At 44.9% G+C, this 16,518-nt stretch carries 16 protein-coding genes and 1 pseudogene; 13 read left to right on the top strand and 4 right to left on the bottom strand.

Going from position 1 to position 16,518, the window contains the following annotated elements:
• Positions 1-7: 7 nt before the first annotated feature.
• Positions 8-505: a PTS sugar transporter subunit IIA gene (locus I6H64_RS08410; protein WP_008842240.1), complete on the bottom strand. Its 498-nt coding sequence runs from the start codon at positions 503-505 to the stop codon at positions 8-10.
• A 231-nt stretch (positions 506-736) separates the two neighbouring features.
• On the opposite strand from I6H64_RS08410, the gene I6H64_RS08405 reads away from it, so the two are divergent.
• From I6H64_RS08405 to I6H64_RS08375, 8 genes are all read left to right on the top strand, one after another.
• The gene (locus tag I6H64_RS08405) at positions 737-1,504 is read left to right on the top strand and encodes a DeoR/GlpR family DNA-binding transcription regulator (protein WP_024862720.1); all 768 of its coding nucleotides are present in this window, start codon (positions 737-739) and stop codon (positions 1,502-1,504) included.
• A 17-nt stretch (positions 1,505-1,521) separates the two neighbouring features.
• Positions 1,522-1,950 carry a galactose-6-phosphate isomerase subunit LacA gene (gene lacA / locus I6H64_RS08400; RefSeq protein WP_008842242.1) on the top strand — a complete coding sequence of 143 codons (429 nt, stop codon included), beginning with the start codon at positions 1,522-1,524 and terminating at the stop codon, positions 1,948-1,950.
• Between the two features lie 18 nt (positions 1,951-1,968).
• Entirely contained in the window at positions 1,969-2,487 is a 519-nt protein-coding gene (lacB, locus tag I6H64_RS08395; RefSeq protein ID WP_002830646.1) for a galactose-6-phosphate isomerase subunit LacB, read from the top strand.
• Between the two features lie 104 nt (positions 2,488-2,591).
• Positions 2,592-3,587 carry a tagatose-bisphosphate aldolase gene (gene lacD / locus I6H64_RS08390; protein WP_008842243.1) on the top strand — a complete coding sequence of 332 codons (996 nt, stop codon included), beginning with the start codon at positions 2,592-2,594 and terminating at the stop codon, positions 3,585-3,587.
• Between the two features lie 18 nt (positions 3,588-3,605).
• Entirely contained in the window at positions 3,606-4,277 is a 672-nt protein-coding gene (locus tag I6H64_RS08385; RefSeq protein WP_008842244.1) for a DUF4867 family protein, read from the top strand.
• Between the two features lie 14 nt (positions 4,278-4,291).
• The gene (locus I6H64_RS10245; protein ID WP_002830842.1) at positions 4,292-4,420 is read left to right on the top strand and encodes a hypothetical protein; all 129 of its coding nucleotides are present in this window, start codon (positions 4,292-4,294) and stop codon (positions 4,418-4,420) included.
• 164 nt (positions 4,421-4,584) lie between these two features.
• Positions 4,585-5,796, top strand: a complete 1,212-nt coding sequence (locus I6H64_RS08380; RefSeq protein WP_056985153.1) for an MFS transporter — start codon at positions 4,585-4,587, stop codon at positions 5,794-5,796.
• A gap of 237 nt (positions 5,797-6,033) precedes the next feature.
• Complete coding sequence (locus I6H64_RS08375; protein ID WP_008842248.1) at positions 6,034-7,944, top strand: fructose-bisphosphatase class III; 1,911 nt, start codon at positions 6,034-6,036, stop codon at positions 7,942-7,944.
• Here I6H64_RS08375 and I6H64_RS08370 read toward each other — a convergent pair.
• Positions 7,941-8,846 carry a CorA family divalent cation transporter gene (locus tag I6H64_RS08370; protein WP_008842249.1) on the bottom strand — a complete coding sequence of 302 codons (906 nt, stop codon included), beginning with the start codon at positions 8,844-8,846 and terminating at the stop codon, positions 7,941-7,943. The two genes, I6H64_RS08375 and I6H64_RS08370, sit on opposite strands and share 4 nt — an antisense overlap.
• Positions 8,847-8,954: 108 nt before the next feature.
• Between I6H64_RS08370 and I6H64_RS08365 the strand changes: the two genes are divergently transcribed.
• The gene (locus tag I6H64_RS08365; RefSeq protein ID WP_056985155.1) at positions 8,955-9,848 is read left to right on the top strand and encodes an SDR family oxidoreductase; all 894 of its coding nucleotides are present in this window, start codon (positions 8,955-8,957) and stop codon (positions 9,846-9,848) included.
• Positions 9,849-9,860: 12 nt separating this feature from the next.
• Positions 9,861-10,022, top strand: a pseudogene (locus I6H64_RS08360) (DUF2188 domain-containing protein); the annotation flags it as partial.
• 341 nt (positions 10,023-10,363) lie between these two features.
• Here I6H64_RS08360 and I6H64_RS08355 read toward each other — a convergent pair.
• Together I6H64_RS08355 and I6H64_RS08350 are read right to left on the bottom strand one after the other, a co-directional pair.
• Positions 10,364-11,485, bottom strand: a complete 1,122-nt coding sequence (locus I6H64_RS08355; RefSeq protein WP_024862710.1) for a hypothetical protein — start codon at positions 11,483-11,485, stop codon at positions 10,364-10,366.
• 111 nt (positions 11,486-11,596) lie between these two features.
• Positions 11,597-12,394 (bottom strand): hypothetical protein, encoded by a 798-nt coding sequence (locus tag I6H64_RS08350; protein WP_008842255.1) that lies wholly within the window; start codon positions 12,392-12,394, stop codon positions 11,597-11,599.
• A gap of 263 nt (positions 12,395-12,657) precedes the next feature.
• Here I6H64_RS08350 and murQ point away from each other — a divergent pair, with 263 nt between their 5' ends.
• From murQ to I6H64_RS08335, 3 genes are read left to right on the top strand one after another with little or no spacing between them, the layout of a single operon-like run.
• Positions 12,658-13,551 carry an N-acetylmuramic acid 6-phosphate etherase gene (gene murQ / locus I6H64_RS08345; protein WP_008841731.1) on the top strand — a complete coding sequence of 298 codons (894 nt, stop codon included), beginning with the start codon at positions 12,658-12,660 and terminating at the stop codon, positions 13,549-13,551.
• Between the two features lie 12 nt (positions 13,552-13,563).
• On the top strand, positions 13,564-15,540 hold the full coding sequence (locus I6H64_RS08340) for a glucose PTS transporter subunit IIA (protein WP_056985157.1): 1,977 nt from the start codon (positions 13,564-13,566) through the stop codon (positions 15,538-15,540).
• Positions 15,541-15,577: 37 nt separating this feature from the next.
• Positions 15,578-16,414, top strand: coding sequence for a MurR/RpiR family transcriptional regulator (locus I6H64_RS08335; RefSeq protein ID WP_008841728.1), 837 nt, complete (start codon positions 15,578-15,580; stop codon positions 16,412-16,414).
• Positions 16,415-16,518 lie beyond the last annotated feature (104 nt).

Here is a 16,518-nt window from a genome sequence, read left to right as displayed (position 1 = left end):
AATTTAATTATTTTTCATCAAAGTTAGTCGACAAGAAATCAAAGATCTCTTCCGGGGAATCACTTGCAAACAGGTGTTGCAGGCTATCCCACGGGGTGTGAGTCAAAAACTCCATGATTTCAGCAAGCACGTTAGCTTGACCTTCCGGGTCGTTATTCAAAATCATGAATAAAAAGCGGACGGTCATGGTTTGCGTGGGATTGATCATGTTATGAAACTCGACGGGATGTGCGAGCTTTACGGGAACAATCCGGCGCTTATAAACAAAGTTGGCTTCCGTATGAGGAATGGCGACGTTTGGATATTGGGATCCCACCACCGATAAATCCATGCCCGTCGGATAAGCATCTTCTCTGCTATTCAGATTGTCGAGAAAGTTATCCTTAACGTATCCCTTTTCAACTAAGTCGTCGGCGACTTCCTTGAAAACGGCCTGTCTGGTTGTACCTGAACTAACATAGACAATCTTTGGATCAAATAGAGATTCGATTGCTGTTTCGCTCATATACAGATCACCTCTTTCAAACATTGGCAAGGTAAAGTTTATTTATGTTTGCCTTTGTTTATTTTTGATTACAGCTACATTCTAATTAAGCGCTTTCATATTGTCAACCAGTTTTTTTGGTTGGGCTTGGATTAATTAAAGCGTTGACATTCGGGAATGCAAATATTATTCTTAGTTTGTAACACAAATGAACAAAAACAAACATTTAAAAAGTAAAAAGGAGGGGTGCGAGTGCTAAAAAATGAACGAATGATGAAAATTTTGAACGCAGTTAATAGTAAAGGAACGATCACGGTTAACGATTTGGTCGATAAGCTGTCAGTTTCGTCAATGACTATTCGGCGGGACCTCGACGAACTCGAGAAGCAGGAGAAAATTGTGCGAGTTTTCGGCGGGGCTCAAAGCGTTAACTTAGTGTCGCAAACCGAACCCTCATATATTCAAAAACGTAAAATTCATTTAGCTGAAAAAAATGAAATCGCTAAAGCAGTGGCAAGTATGATTAAACCTAACGAAACTGTTTTTCTTGGTCCGGGGTCGACGAATGAATTGGTTTCCAAGTATTTGGAAATCGATGATTTACGAATCGTGACCAACAGTTTGCCAGTTTTTCAACGTTTTTCAGATGAGCACGACTTTGACCTTTGCTTAGTTGGGGGAACCTACCGACGCCGGAGCGGTGCGTTTGTGGGGAGTTTAGCGGAAGAATTTTTACGCAACATTAAAATGCATAAGGCATTTGTGGGGGTTAACGGAATCTCGAACACAAGCGTGATGAATGCAGATACCGATGAAGGCGCGTCGCAACGGGTTGCTTTGGAGCAATCGCAGAATAAGTATATTGTGGCTGACCACCATAAGTTAGATCACGATGATTTCTATAATTTCTATGATTTAAGTAACGTTAACGGTTTGATTACCGATGCGGGCGTTAAACCAGCAATCTTACGACGTTACCAGCAAATTACCGCCGTCCACGTTGCTAAAAAGATTGAATAAGAAAAGGAGCAGTGAACATGAAAGTTGTAGTAGGTGCAGATAAAGCAGGTTTTGACTTGAAGGAAAAGGTAAAGACTTACCTTAAAGAACATGATTACGAAGTGGTTGACGTTAGTGAAACTCCCCAAGCGGACTTCGTAGACTCTTCCTTAGCCGTTACGGATAAGGTTTTGAACGACAAAATTGAAAAGGCTATCATGTTTGACGAATACGGGGTTGGTTCAGCAATGGCTAGCAACAAGGTCAAGGGCATGGTCACGGCTAACGTAGTCGAAGAAAACACCGCTCACATGACCGCCATGCATAACGGTGCCAAAGCCATTGCCATCGGTGCCGGCGTCGTTGGTGAAAAATTGGCTTACAACATTGTGCAATATTACCTAGATACTGAGTATGCCGGGGGTCGTCATCAAATCCGCTTAGACATGCTTAACAAAATGATTTAATTAGGGAGGAAGCATAGAATGATTATTTCAATTGGAAACGACCATATCGTTACAGACGTAAAAATTCAATTATCAAATTTTTTGAAATCCTTAGGTCACGAAGTAATTGATGAAGGAACTTACGACACCACCCGGACCCACTACCCAATTTACGGGAAACGGGTTGCTGAAGACGTGGCGGATGGTCGTGCAGACCTTGGCGTGGTACTTTGTGGAACCGGAATCGGGATTAGTACCGCGGCCGATAAGAACGAAGGTGTCCGGGCTGCGTTAGTTTCTAACCTAGTTGCCGCACGTTACGCTAAGGAAGAACTTAACGCTAACGTAATTGGTTTTGGCGGCGCAACCGTTGGCGAACACCTCTGCGAAGACATTATTAAGGTGTTCTTGGATTCAGAATACAAGGAAACCGAAGAAAACAAGAAGTTGATCGACAAAATTGATCACATTGCTACACCAAACCCAGATCAAAAGGATAATCCACACTTCTTTGACGAAGAAAACGAAAAGTGGGCTGAAGGATTTTACCACGATTAATTAGGTCGATTATCAATTTGTGCAAATTTTTGTTAAAATTGTAAGCGGTACCTGAAAGGGCATTCAAAAATATTTTTTTAAACGAAAAGGGGAAGTTGGACACTATGAAAACATTGACAGAAGGAAAACTACGGGGACTGAAGGCTTTATCAGATGAAAACGGCGTAATCAGCGCTTTGGCAATCGACCAACGCGGTTCGTTGAAAAAGATGATTAGCGCGGCAAGCGGACACGAAGCTAGTCAAAAAGAAATCGAAGACTTTAAGGTGGCGATTTCTTCCGAATTGACTCCATACGCAAGCGGAATTTTGCTTGACCCAGAATACGGCATTCCCGCAGCACGAGTTCGCGACGAAAACGCTGGCCTACTAACGGCTTATGAAAAGACTGGTTATGACGCAACTGAACCAGGCCGTTTTCCAGACATCCTTGATCAATGGTCAGTACGTAAACTTAAGGAATTAGGTGCGGACGCCATCAAATTCTTGTTGTATTACGATGTTGACGAAGGTGAAGAAATCAACGGACGTAAGCACGCCTTCATTCAACGGCTCGGCGACGAATGCAAGGCTGAAGACATTCCGTTCTTCCTGGAACTAGTTTCGTACGATGCTAACAATGATGACGTAAAGGGTAAGGAATACGCTAAGGTTAAACCGCACAAGGTTATCGAAATGACTAAGGAATTTTCTAAACCCGAATACGGCGTCGACGTTTTGAAACTGGAAGTACCAGTTAACCAAGCTTACGTAGAAGGTTTTGCGGAAAATGACGCCGACGTAGTTTACAGCAAGGAAGAAGCTGCGAAGTACTACAAGGAACAAAGCGACGCTACCGACTTACCATTCATCTTCTTGAGTGCTGGTGTTTCTGCAGAATTATTCCAAGAAGAACTCCAATTTGCGCACGATGCGGGTTCAAAATTCAATGGGGTCCTTTGTGGCCGGGCAACTTGGCGCGGTGCAATTGAACCATTTGCTGGCGAAAGCGAAGAAGTTGGTCGCAAGTGGCTGCAAACCCAAGGTAAGAAGAACATTGAAGACTTGAACAAGGTTTTGGCAAAGAGTGCGACCCCTTGGTTTGAAAAGGTACAAAAATAATTTGAAAAGGCCCAGAAGATGACGAACTATGAAAAAATCCAAAAGGCGAACCCTCAGTTAACGATTTATCAGGTGGGTGACGAACAATTTCGGGATTATGGAATCGTATATAAGCAATTTGATTTAACGGAAATTAACGATTACATGGCTAGGGTGGCAGTTACCGCTGCAAACCAGTACGTACCGAAAAATCCTGCAATTGAACAAATGAGCGTGATCCATGAAATCAGCAGGGATGTTTTTGGCGGAATGGCACTTTCAGCAGGCCAGTGTGTGGGCCACTGTGATGCCTTTTCAGCCGTTGAATTTCACCAAGGTAGCGAAGTGAACATCACCTTTACCGACGTGATTATGGTGTTAGGAAAGCGACGAGATTTACGGAATTACGAATTCCACGCCGTTGACGACGCGCAAATTTTCTACATTCCGCAAGGGACCGTCTTTGAAATGTTTAGTGACACGTTGCATTATAGCCCCATTGAGGTTACGCCAGCAGGATTTAAAGCGGTGGTGGTTGTATTGAATGGTACGAATGAATCTCTCCCAAGTTCATTTAAAACCCATACCCCCATGCTAGTGAAGAAAAATAAATTCCAGTTGGCGCACGTGACGCGGACTGATAAGGTCAAAGCCGGAATCTTGCCGGGGGTTAAGGGGCCATTGGTTCAGGTTCGCCCGATTCAAGATTAGAGGAGGCCATTAAAATGGATTGCAATGTCGATGAAGAAAAATTAACTGCCGAACAAAAGGCAGAAATTGAACGGCAAGAAGAATTGCATCGGGCAATGATTAAACGCCAGTTAGAAGAATTTCCGGTTAAGGATCCCTTCTAAAATCAGCGTTAGTTAAAGCCAAAAACGAGATTCGGAAATTCCGGTCTCGTTTTTTTGTGAGCGCTTCCTTAGAGCTGATTAGACAAAACTAAAGGACTTCCGAAGAATCCTAAAATACTCTGGTACAATAAAACTATGATTATTTAAGGTGAGGAAGGGTACGCATGAACTGGAGAAAAAGTAAAATGGGCATTTTTGCCATGGTTTTAGTGGTGATGGTGATTTTGGTGGGGTCGATGATGCGCACCCCAATTACTACGATTCCCTTGATTTTGGGCAATTTAGCGCAAAGTTTGCGAGTGGCCCAGGGAAGCTTAGGGATTTTAACCACTGTGCCATTAGTGATGTTCATGGTGTTTTCAAATTTTGCTTCACAAATTTTAAAACGGATGGGCTTTAAACGGTCACTATTGCTGGCGTTAGCCATTTTAGTGCTTGGATCAGCGCTACGAATGGTTGTAACGATGCCCACGATGATTGGCGGTACAATTTTAATCGGGGTGGCAATCGCCTACCTAAACGTTTTTATGCCGTCGTTTGTGGCGGCCTATTTTCCGCAACGGATTGGGTTATACACCACGCTCTACACTTTTTCAATGATGATGGGTAGCGCAATTTTTAACTTGATTACCGCGCCAATCGTTAAATTGACCGGATGGTGGACGATGTTATTGATTTTAACGGTGGTGCCAGTACTGACCTTGCTAACGTGGGGGTTGATCGTGCCCCATTTACCAGAAGAGATGGACGGACGGGTGCCAACGCCGACGGACAATCAAGCCCCAACTAAAACGGTGATTTGGCAAAATAAGCGGGCGTGGTGCTTTCTATTGGTATTCGGTTGTCAATCGGTAATGATGTACACTTTTACGGCGTGGATGCCGTCGTTAATGGCCTACCATCACGTTGGCTCGGGCATCATTGGAGCAATCATGGCGTGCTTTTCGTTGATCGGCTTACCAGTCTCGGTATTTTTACCCCAAACCTTGACCCGGGTGAGTCGGCAAACTCAGGTTGGGTTGATTCTATCCGCAGGGATCGTGGGCCTCGGGGCAGCCGGAATGCTCTTCGTGCAAAATACCGCCGCTACTTGGTTTTGGTTAATTGAAGCCTTGTTAATTGGTTATTCGGTAAACCTCTTCTTTGTTTTCGTGATGACCATGTTTGCCATGAAGACGGCTTCGCCATATCAAACAGCGCAACTATCCGGCATGTCTCAAGCTGGTGGTTACCTCATCGCGGCTTTAGGACCCGTACTTTACGGGATGGCCTTTTCTGCTAACCCGGTCGGCAGTGCACAAAACATGGTTTACCTCGCCATCGTTTTAGTTGCCACGGTAGCTGGCCTAGCAGTAGTAAAAATGGATCAGATTTAGTAAAGTTACGTAAAAATAATATAACCCCTTGCCGTCCGCAAACAATGAAGTTGCGGATGGGAGGGGTTATTTTTTAGTGAAAAATAGTAAATTACTAAAAAATCATTGGAAATAACTGCTGTTTACCAATTTTGCCATAACGGGGAGGGTGTTTAATAAATTAAACTTGTAAGCGCTTATTTTTGTGTTATCATCAAAGTATCAAATAAATAATTAAACGTAAAAGGGTATATACCAATGTATAAAGAAAAATACTTTGAAGAGCTAAAAAAAGAATTTAATAACGAAGATGAGATTGTAACCGAGATCGTCAACCTGGAGGCGATTTTAAATTTGCCCAAAGGGACCGAGTATTTTATCAGTGACATTCACGGCGAATACGACGGACTCAACCACATTTTAAAGACTGGAGCGGGGATCATTAGTGAAAAAATCAACCTCCGTTTTCCTGAAATGGCGGCGGCTGATAAAAAGGAATTAAACTTTGTGGTGGCCTACCCTAAATTCATGATTGAAAAAGTGCAACAGGGTAAAAGTGCCGACGAGTTAATTCAGTGGTATACCACCATTATTCCACGGATGATTGAGGTCACCCAATATTGCGCTAGCAAATATTCACGTTCAAAGGTCCGGAAGACGTTGCCCAAGAAGTATGCGTACATTATTGAAGAGTTGCTGTACGTAGAAGGCAGTCCGAAAAATAAGCAGAAGTACTACGCACAAATCATTAACAAGGTCATTGAATTGAACCGGGCGCAGGATTTCGTTCAAAGCTTGGCTGCTACAATTCAAAAGCTGGTAATCGATCACATTCACATTGTGGGCGACGTTTTTGACCGGGGCCAAAAGTCTAACCAGGTTTTGGAACTGTTGGAAAATGCCCACTCCCTGGATTTTCAGTGGGGAAACCACGACGTCCTCTGGTTGGGCGGTTACGCCGGTTCGCAGGCCTGCATCGCAACCCTTTTCCGGATTGCAACCCGGTACGGATACATTTTTGATTTAGAACGGGAATACGGAATCAATTTACGGGCGTTGTTTACCTTTGCCGACCAACATTACGAAGCCGACCCATTTTTCTACCCGAAAGCTGGAGAATTTAACCAGCAAAACGCGGATTTGTTGTCCAAGGTTCACCAAGCCTTGACCATTATCCAATTCAAGCTAGAAGGCCAAATTATCGCCCGGCAACCCGACTTTGAAATGGAAAACCGCCTGTTTTTGCAACAAGCGGTCACCGGCGCAGTTGAAATTGGCGGTCGGACCTATCCTTTAAGCCACGGGTGTTTTCAAACGGTGGATCCGCAACACCCCTACGAACTGACCGCGGAAGAGCAGGAAGTTATCCAAAGTTTAGGGTATTCGTTTCGGCATGCCCCGCAAATTAAGGCCCACATGGACTTTATTTTGCGAAAGGGGAGCATGTACCTAATTTACAATAATAACTTGTTGTATCACGGTTGCATTCCGTTAACCGAGGACGGCGACTTTGACGAGTTTGAATACCGGGGCCACCGGTATGCCGGTCGAAAATTACTTGATTTCTTTGAACAGCGCATCCGGGCCGCCACCAGCAAAACTGATTTTACCGAAACCGATGATACTGACTTAATGTGGTACTGCTGGATCGGTAAAAAATCACCGCTTTTCGGGCGGACGGCCATGACCACGTTTGAACGCTACTTTATTGACAACAAAAAGACCCACCGCGAAGGCGATAATCCGTACTTCATGCTTCGCGACCGGCTTTCCACGGCGCACTATATTCTAGATAAATTCGGGTTGGACGAGCGCTCCAGTTACATTATTAATGGACACACTCCGGTAAAGGTGGGCAACGGCGAGTCGCCAATCAAGGGCGGTGGTCAAATTTTAGTAATTGACGGCGGCTTATCGAAGGCCTATCAGAAGGCGACTGGAATTGCCGGTTATACGCTGATCAACAATTCATACGGGTTCCAAATCGTTACCCATACGCCGTTTTTGGGAGTGGCCGAGTTGTATAATTCGACGACTGGCTCAGCAACCTTGAAACGGGTGATCGACCGGGACCTTCCCCGGCGCAACATTGCCGATACGACTATCGGAATGGAACTTAAGCGCCAAATTGACGATTTGAAATTTCTCTTGCAAAACGACGACAACTAGTCGTTATACTTTTTGGAACGTAAAATTCGCCAAGTAATCAAGGCGAGCACCAAACTGACGATAATCATCATTAAAAAGCCGAATTTAGTGTGTTCACCAGGCAGCCCGCCGGTGTTCATTCCCCATAGTCCGGCAATTAACGAGGGGACCGAAATGACCAGGGCGGCGGAATCTAAATACTTCATCAAGTGGTTCAAATGATTACTCATAATGTCGGTAAATAAACCGCTGATCGCTTCAATTAAGTCACGATAAATGGCAATTAACTTCGTGATTTGGCGTTCAGCGGTTTTTATGTTGTAAATCATTGCTTCGTCCGCCAAATTATCGGTAAATTCCGCTAACTTAAAAAGCCGTTCTAACGCTTGATGTTGGGTATCAAGGGTGTGCTCTAAGATGACGGCCTCTTTTTTGATATTTTTGATTTCGATGAGATATTCATTTTTGGTGGTTTCCGTAGACTGTGCTTCAATTTCTTCGAGCTGCTCTTTAATATGCGCGAGTTTTACGCGATAGTTGGAGTAAATTTTTAAGAGGAAGCAGGCAATCAGGCCTTCGTTGGAATTAAACAGGGTGGTTTCGTAAAGCTGTTGAATTTCAGTGGCGCTCGCCGATTCTTCGTGGACCAAAAAGGTTAGTTGTTCCGGCTCTGAAACGATGATTAAAGGGTCTAACAATACCTGGGAGTCAAGGATGTTATCGGTAGGCGCGAGGTTACAGACCGCGATCAAATAGGCAATTTCGTCTTCACCATGCTTGAAACGCATGGTTCGGGGAAAGACCTCGGGAGTTTGCAGGCCTGCCGTAATGGTTGCCGGCCATTGATGTTTTTGGATTAAATTGTTGAGAGAATCAACACTGGTGAAAGTTTCAATTTTGAGCTGGACGTGGTGATTAGGCATGCCGAAACTCCTTTCTCGCTAAACGTTTACATAACGTGAGCCTTTTTCTTTTTAAAAATATTCTATTATATTAAAATGCTAATTACAAAAGAAAGGAGTTGTATGCACATGAATCAACCAGATTTAAAGGATCCCCGTACGCTGTACCACACGGATAAATTTCCGGCGCAACAACAGGACACCCCAGCGATCCAAGGGAAGATGACCCCCGTACCCGACTGTGGTGAAACTAGTTACGTAGGTCACGACTTGCTGTTAAACCGAAAGGTGCTTGTAACCGGGGGTGATTCCGGAATTGGTCGCGCGGTGGCCATCGCATTTGCCCGGGAAGGCGCCGACGTAGCCATCCAATTTTTACCAGGTGAAGAAGCCGATGCGCAAGAAGTGGAACACTACATCACTTCCGCAGGGCGTCAAGCGCTCTTACTCCCGGCTGATTTACGCGATTCAAATGCTCCCGAAGAAATTATCCAACGGGTGGTCGATGAATTTGGTGCACTCGACACGTTAATTTTAAACGCGTCCCAACAAATTGCGCACGAAAAAATCGACGACCTGCCGATCCAACAAATTAAGGATAGTTTTGACGTGAACGTGGTTGCCATGTTAGCCATGGTGAAGGCAGCCAAACCGCACCTTCCGGCTGGCGGCGCGATCGTTACCACCACCTCGATTCAAGCGTTTAACCCAAGCACCCAATTGTTAGATTACGCCGCAACTAAAGCAGCAATCGCGAACATGACGATTAACTTGGGGCAACAACTGATTGAACAAGGGGTGCGGGTTAACGGCGTGGCTCCAGGACCAATTTGGACTCCAATCCAATTGGATCATGGTCAACCAGAATCCTCGATCCCTGAATTTGGGCAAGATTCACCGATGGGCCGGGCTGGACAACCAGCTGAATTAGCCCCAGCATACGTCTTCCTAGCGTCCAACTTAGCTAGTTACGTAACTTCCCAAATCTACGGCGTAACTGGTGGCGAACCAATCAACCTTTAAGGAGGAATGGCGATGCCTTGGACAAAAAAAGATTATCCCAGCTCCATGAAAAATCTCAAGGAACGGGTGCGTAACAAAGCAATTGAAATTGCAAATGCTTTGTTACAAGAAGGTTATGATGAAGACCGGGCAATCCCGATTGCCATCAGCCAAGCAGAAAAATGGGACCAGGATCACCCTGAAGATTAGGTGGTCACTAAAAATTGTAAAAAGCAAGTGCGACAAAAGTCGAGTAGCTTGTGAGTATTAATCCAAAAGGGGCTGTGACAAAAGGCTCTAATCAAAAAAACGGTTCATGAAGTGAAACTTCCTCATGAACCGTTTTTATTTTGGTTTTTTGACTTCAACAGAGCCAAAACGTGTACCAAAAGTCAATTATTGGTTAATGCTCGCAAACTACCCGACTTTTGTCCCACTCTTGTTTTTGATTAAGCGGAATAAACTAGTTTTTTCAGCTGCTTTTAATTTTCATAGACTAGCTAGTCAGCTTTTGTTTCCACTACGTGTTTTTGATATTAACTTTGGGTGGAACCATTGTCAGATTCGCTGTCCGTGTAATTGTAATAAGCAGGGTTAGTGTAACTATTTGATGAATAATTACCATCATATGCGGGAGTGTAAGTCCCATCAGTATAACTACTATCATAGCTAGAACTTTCTTCTTCCGCTGAAGATGCGGCAGCTGCGCTTTCTTCGGCTGCCTTGGAACTGGACTCTGCCGCGGCCTTAGAACTAGCTTCCGCCGCCTTGGAAGCTGATTTAGAAGCTTCTTTAGAAGCAGATTCTTCGGCTGCTTTGCGTGCGGCTTCTTCTTCAGCTTCTTTTTGGGCTGCGATGGCTGCTTCTCGTGCCGCTTTTTCGGCCGCTTTATTTTCCTTATTGACGATTGAACGCAAACTAATTAACTTAGTTTGTTCGTCGACGGTCCGTTGAGACTGCTGATTCTTCCGCATGTCCTTAATTAACCCATCAATAGTGGAAACGCTAATTTTTTGGTTTTGTTGGTGAGCTTTAATAATGGTGTTGTAGCGGCGACTAAGTTTATCCGCCGTTTGGACAATTTGGCGTACTTTTTGTAGACGCTGTTGATACTTTTTATCGAAAGCTTGCGGAACGCTGTTTGCCGACAAAGTCTGCATTTGGTGGTTGACTTTTTTAGTAGTCACCTTCAAGTCGACCCGGTTTTGCCGGTTGAACAAATGTTGGTAATCTTGCCGAACTTGGTAAGCGTTGGCAGCTTGGTTTTGGGCCTTTTGTAACGTTTGTTTCTTCGGCCGGTCTTTTAACTGAGCGACGTCATGCTTAAGCGTAGTAATTTGTTGCTTGGTGACGTTCTTTTTTAGATCCGAATGTTGGGAATCGACGTACAAGCGGTCGATCCGGGTCTGTAGCCGGTCAACTTTGCTAGCGTAGAGCGTTTTGCTGATTCCCCATCCGCCGCCAAAAAGCACGGCGCACACTAAAATAATGCTACCAATTAAAATTGACCAACGTCGCATCACTAAGCGCCGATGCCGTCGTTTAGCGGACCGCCGCCCCCGATACAGGTCGTCTTCGACAAATTCGTTTTGGTACGGATCGCGCGGATTGATCCAGTGCTTGAATTTCTTTATCCATCTATTTAGTGTTTCGTTCATAAAAACTAATCCCCCAAGGTGTCAGCCAACACGTTTAAATTTAGTTAAATTAAAGTACGAATTATAACTAATTTTATTATACTTTGTTTTAAGAAATTAGGGCAAAAAACATTACATTAACTCTAAATTATTGCTCATTTTTTTGAGTTTATGTGTGGCTTCTTCCATGGACATGAGCGATTCGTCGAAAAATGACTCGCTAAGCGTGACAAATAAACGCGCGGACAATCCAATAAAGGTTTCGTCTAGGGGCTTAGCTGGTAAAGCAGGTTTTTGAAGGTAATGGTCCATGCGCGCGAAAACTTCTTTTCGCGGTTTGATAACTGCCATCCCGAACGTTTCTGAAAGGCCTTTCATTATTAGGTAAGTTAATTCGGCCATTTGCTGGGCCATCAGTAACTTATTCCGAATGTACGTTTCTTTAAACGGCACCTGGAGTTGGAGACACTTGCCGTTACAATCAAAATTCAAGAACGAAGAGTGCGGATGGTGCTGGTCCGTATAAAAATCACTGAGGTGGTGGGCAAAGATCCAATTTGCGGGCCGCCGGGTAGTTCCGTTTAGCGGTACTACCCGTTGGGTACCTAAAACCACCGGGCGGGCTTGCTTAATACCTAAATAATCGGTTACCACGCGTAAAAAGATGTCGCAACAGGGCTGGTCGCGTAAAAAGTTACGGATAAGTTTTCGAGTTGATTGATTAGTAATATGGGGAGGTCGTTCGGTGTCAATAATCAAGGTAGAACCGGGGCAGCGCCAATGGCTAATATCTTGCAAATAAAGGGTGGTATCACTAAAAATTCGTGCATCTTTGATGAATGGTAAATTAATATCCCGATTCTGATCCGAAAAAACTTGACTTGAGCTGAGCTGCTGAAATTCATCATAGTAGTTCAGTTTGACTTCCATATTAAAATAATCTCCTCCGAAATGATTACTAATCAATATTTTTTTGCATTTGAATATTATCAAAGCGCTATCACGCTAACAAGTATTTAAGGCAAAATAAGCCCATTTTGCCCATTAACCGGTAACTTAGCAGACACATTCGTTTTTAAATGAAATGTGGTTTCATATTTTTGAATAAATTTGCAAATTTTATTGAAATGGCATTTCAAAAGCGGTACAATTAAGCAACTCAAATGAAAGCGAATACATGGAGGTGCAGAATAATGTTAGATTTAAGTCGGTTAACGACGGAAACCCGTAATCCGCAGACGATGCGGTTGGATGAATTATCAACGGCAGAAGTCCTCGAAATTATGAACCACGAGGACCAAACCGTGGCGCAAAGCGTACAAAAAGCGCTCCCGCAGATTACTCAAGCGGTGGACCAAATTGTCAAAAACTTTAAGCAAGGCGGACGGCTTTTTTATATGGGTGCAGGAACCAGCGGCCGGTTAGGCGTGTTGGATGCTGCCGAATGCGTGCCCACGTTTGGTACTGATCCGGAAATGGTTCAAGGACTAATTGCTGGAGACGAAAAGGCGATGACCGTGGCGGTAGAAGGCGCGGAAGATTCCTTGACTTTAGGACCGGCAGATTTAAAAAAACGACGCTTAACGGATAAAGACACGGTAGTGGGAATCGCCGCTAGCGGTCGGACACCGTACGTAATTGGCGGATTAGACTACGCGCGAGAAATGCACGCTGCCACGATTAGTTTGGCCTGCAACGCGGATGCAGAAATTAGTCAACATGCCGAAATTGCGATTGAAGTGCCGGTGGGTCCCGAAGTCTTGACCGGTTCCACCCGGTTAAAATCGGGGACCGCGCAGAAATTAGTGTTAAACATGCTTTCAACGGTTTCGATGATCGGAATTGGAAAAGTTTATAAGAATTTGATGGTCGACGTTAAACCAACTAACGCTAAATTGGTGGAACGTTCTAAACGCATTATTATGCAAGCCACCGATGCAGATTACGAGACCGCAGCCACAGTGTTTGAAAAGGCCCACCAAAACGTTAAGGTTGCCATCGTGATGATTTTGACGGGGGTTGACGAAGCGGAAGCTCAAAAGCGGCTTCAAGAAGCCCACGGTTTTGTTAGAAAGACGATTGATTAGGAGGAAAAAGTAATGACGGATGCAAAAGTAAAGCAAATCGCGCAGGCAATTTACGCTAACGTGGGCGGTCCCGGCAACGTAGCCAAACTGATCCATTGTATGACGCGGGTGCGCATGACCATTAAGGATCCTAGCTTGGTTAACATGGCCGGGTTAAAACAAATTGACGGTGTGATGGGAGTCGTGGACGACGATACTTTACAAGTAATCGTGGGTCCGGGTACGGTTAACAAAGTTGCCGAAGAAATGGTCCGCGAAGTTGGAGTAAAACTGGGCGATCCTTTTCCTGAAACGGTGATGGATACAAGTAAGATGACCGACAAGGAGATTGTGGAAGCCAAGGCTACTCAAGTGAAGGCGGCCCAAAAGGCTAAGCAAAAGCAAACTCCCGTAAAACGAGTTTTGAAATCGATTTCGAACATCTTCATTCCGTTGATTCCGGCCTTTGTCGGGGCTGGATTAATTGGGGGGATTGCCGCGGTGCTCTCCAACTTACTCGTGGCTGGGGATATCAGTAAGAGTTGGACGGATTTAATTTTAGTACTGAACATCATTAAAAATGGGGTGTTTGCCTACCTTTCCGTTTACGTTGGTATTAATAGTGCGACCGAGTTCGGCGCGACTCCTGGTTTAGGGGGTGTAATCGGGGCGGTAACCTTGTTAAACGGGATGACTCCCGAAGCTCCGTTGCACAACATTTTTAACGGGCAACCCATGAGTGCTGGCCAAGGTGGAATCATTGGGGTGATTTTTGCCGTTTGGGTACTATCCTTAGTCGAAAAGCAACTTCATCGCTGGGTACCAGATTCAATTGATATTATTGTGACCCCAACGATTACGTTATTAGTTATTGGAATATTTACCATTTTCCTAGTGATGCCAATTGCTGGCGTAATTTCAAGTTCCCTAGTTGGTGCAATTAACTGGATTTTAAACATTGGCGGCGCGTTTTCTGGATTTGCGTTGGGAGCCTTATTCCTCCCAATGGTAATGTTTGGTTTGCACCAAATTCTAACCCCGATCCATATTGAAATGATTAACAAAACGGGGGCGACTCCGTTATTGCCAATTCTTGCCATGGCGGGTGCTGGACAAGTCGGCGCGGCCTTTGCCCTCTGGATTAAATGCCGGCGGAACCGCCAATTGACTAACTTAATTAAAGGAGCTCTGCCAGTTGGAATTCTGGGAATTGGCGAACCCTTAATTTACGGGGTAACGTTGCCACTAGGACGACCGTTCATCACCGCATGTATCGGTGGTGGGATCGGTGGTGCCGTAGTTGGCGGCCTCGGTCACGTGGGCGCAATTGCAATCGGCCCTTCCGGAGTGGCTTTAATTCCGTTAATCACTAACGGCCACATTTACGCCTACGTCCTCGGACTCTTAGCTGGATATGCCGGCGGATTCGTGGCAACCTACTTCTTTGGAATCCCTAAAGATGCCCTCGTTGGCGATGCTGAAGTTAACGCTGAAGTTCAAGATGAAGTTCAAAACGACGTGCCAAGCAGCGCGACAGCTGTGCGTAGCGGTTCAGCGACCGTGACAACTCCCGTTAGCGGTAAAATAGTCGAGCTTGATCAAGTTCCTGATCCAATGATGGCCCAAGAAGTGATGGGAAAATCGGTAGCGGTAATGCCTGACGAAACTGATCCCCAAATTTACGCTCCGGTAGATGGAAAAGTTACTATGGTTGCTGACACTAAGCACGCGGTTGGTTTCCAAGATGAGATTGGTGAAGAAGTCCTCGTCCACATCGGAGTAGATACCGTGAAGTTAAATGGCAAAGGCTTTGAAATTAACGTTCAAGCTGGTGACCAAGTGCACCAAGGTGACGTAATTGGTAAGGTCGATTGGTCCGTAATTCGGGAAGCACAACTTGCACCAGTGACCTTGACAATCATCACCAATTCGGGTGATTATCAAGTTGATAAAAAAATTGGACAAACCGATGTCCAAGCTACGTCAATTTTAATGGAGAATCAACGCTAGCCACTTATTCATTACGCCAGCGTGAGGAGGGGTGTCGATGAAAAGTGTTGTATTTACCTTGAAAAATCAGTTGGGTGATTTTACCAAAAAGGAAAAGCAGGTTGCCCGCTTTATCATTAAGTATCCGCAAGCGGTAATTGATTCCAATGCCAAACAGGTTGCTGATCAAGTGGGAACGAGCGCTGCAACGGTAATTCGTTTAGCCAAACGAGTTTGTAAAAACGGGTTACCCGAGCTGAAAGAACGCCTGAAAAACGAAACGATGGTTAACGACAAGTTCTTTGAAGAAATCGATCCGGCAGATACACTTGAAGTGATGAAACAAAAGATGGAATACCGGATTAACCACACCATCGAGCAAACCAATCGAACGGTTAAGGGCGGTGCAGTCCGGAATGCAGCCAAACTGGTGGATCAAGCCGACGTGGTTTACACTTTTGGGATGGGTGCGTCCCATTTAGTAGCGGATGATTTGCAACAGAAGTTCGTGCGGCTGGGGAAACCAGTCGCCCAAACCCAAGACGTACACCTGTTGGCAGCGGGGATGTCCAAAGGCCGTGGGGTGGTTGTGCTGATCTCTAACTCGGGAGAAACTAAAGAGACGTTACAATTACTAAGTGCAGCCCGGGCGTTAGATTTGCCCGTAGTGGCGATTACCCGGGTACTGAGCAGTCCTCTGGCCCGACAAAGCACGGTGGTCCTTGCCCATAGTGATAGCGGGGAAGGTAACCAACTGCGAAGCGCGGCGACGACCTCGCTAATGGCCCAACTGTACGTGGTTGATCTACTCTACTACTCCTTTTTAAAATTACATTTTGAAGATAACGTAGATCAGTTGACGAAGTCTCGCAGGATTATTAAAAGCAATTTCTAAACGAACCAAACACGATTCTTGGTGGCAAAAGGCTACTGGGAACCGTGTTTTTATTTAGAGTGGTAAAATTGAAGCGAAGAATTTGGACGATCTTAATTGCTATA

Origin of the sequence: Pediococcus acidilactici, from assembly GCF_016127815.1 — a bacterium.
Taxonomy (GTDB): Bacteria; Bacillota; Bacilli; order Lactobacillales; family Lactobacillaceae; genus Pediococcus; species Pediococcus acidilactici.
The sequence above is the reverse complement of the archived record's forward strand: the minus strand, read 5'-3'. Positions and strand labels throughout refer to the sequence as shown.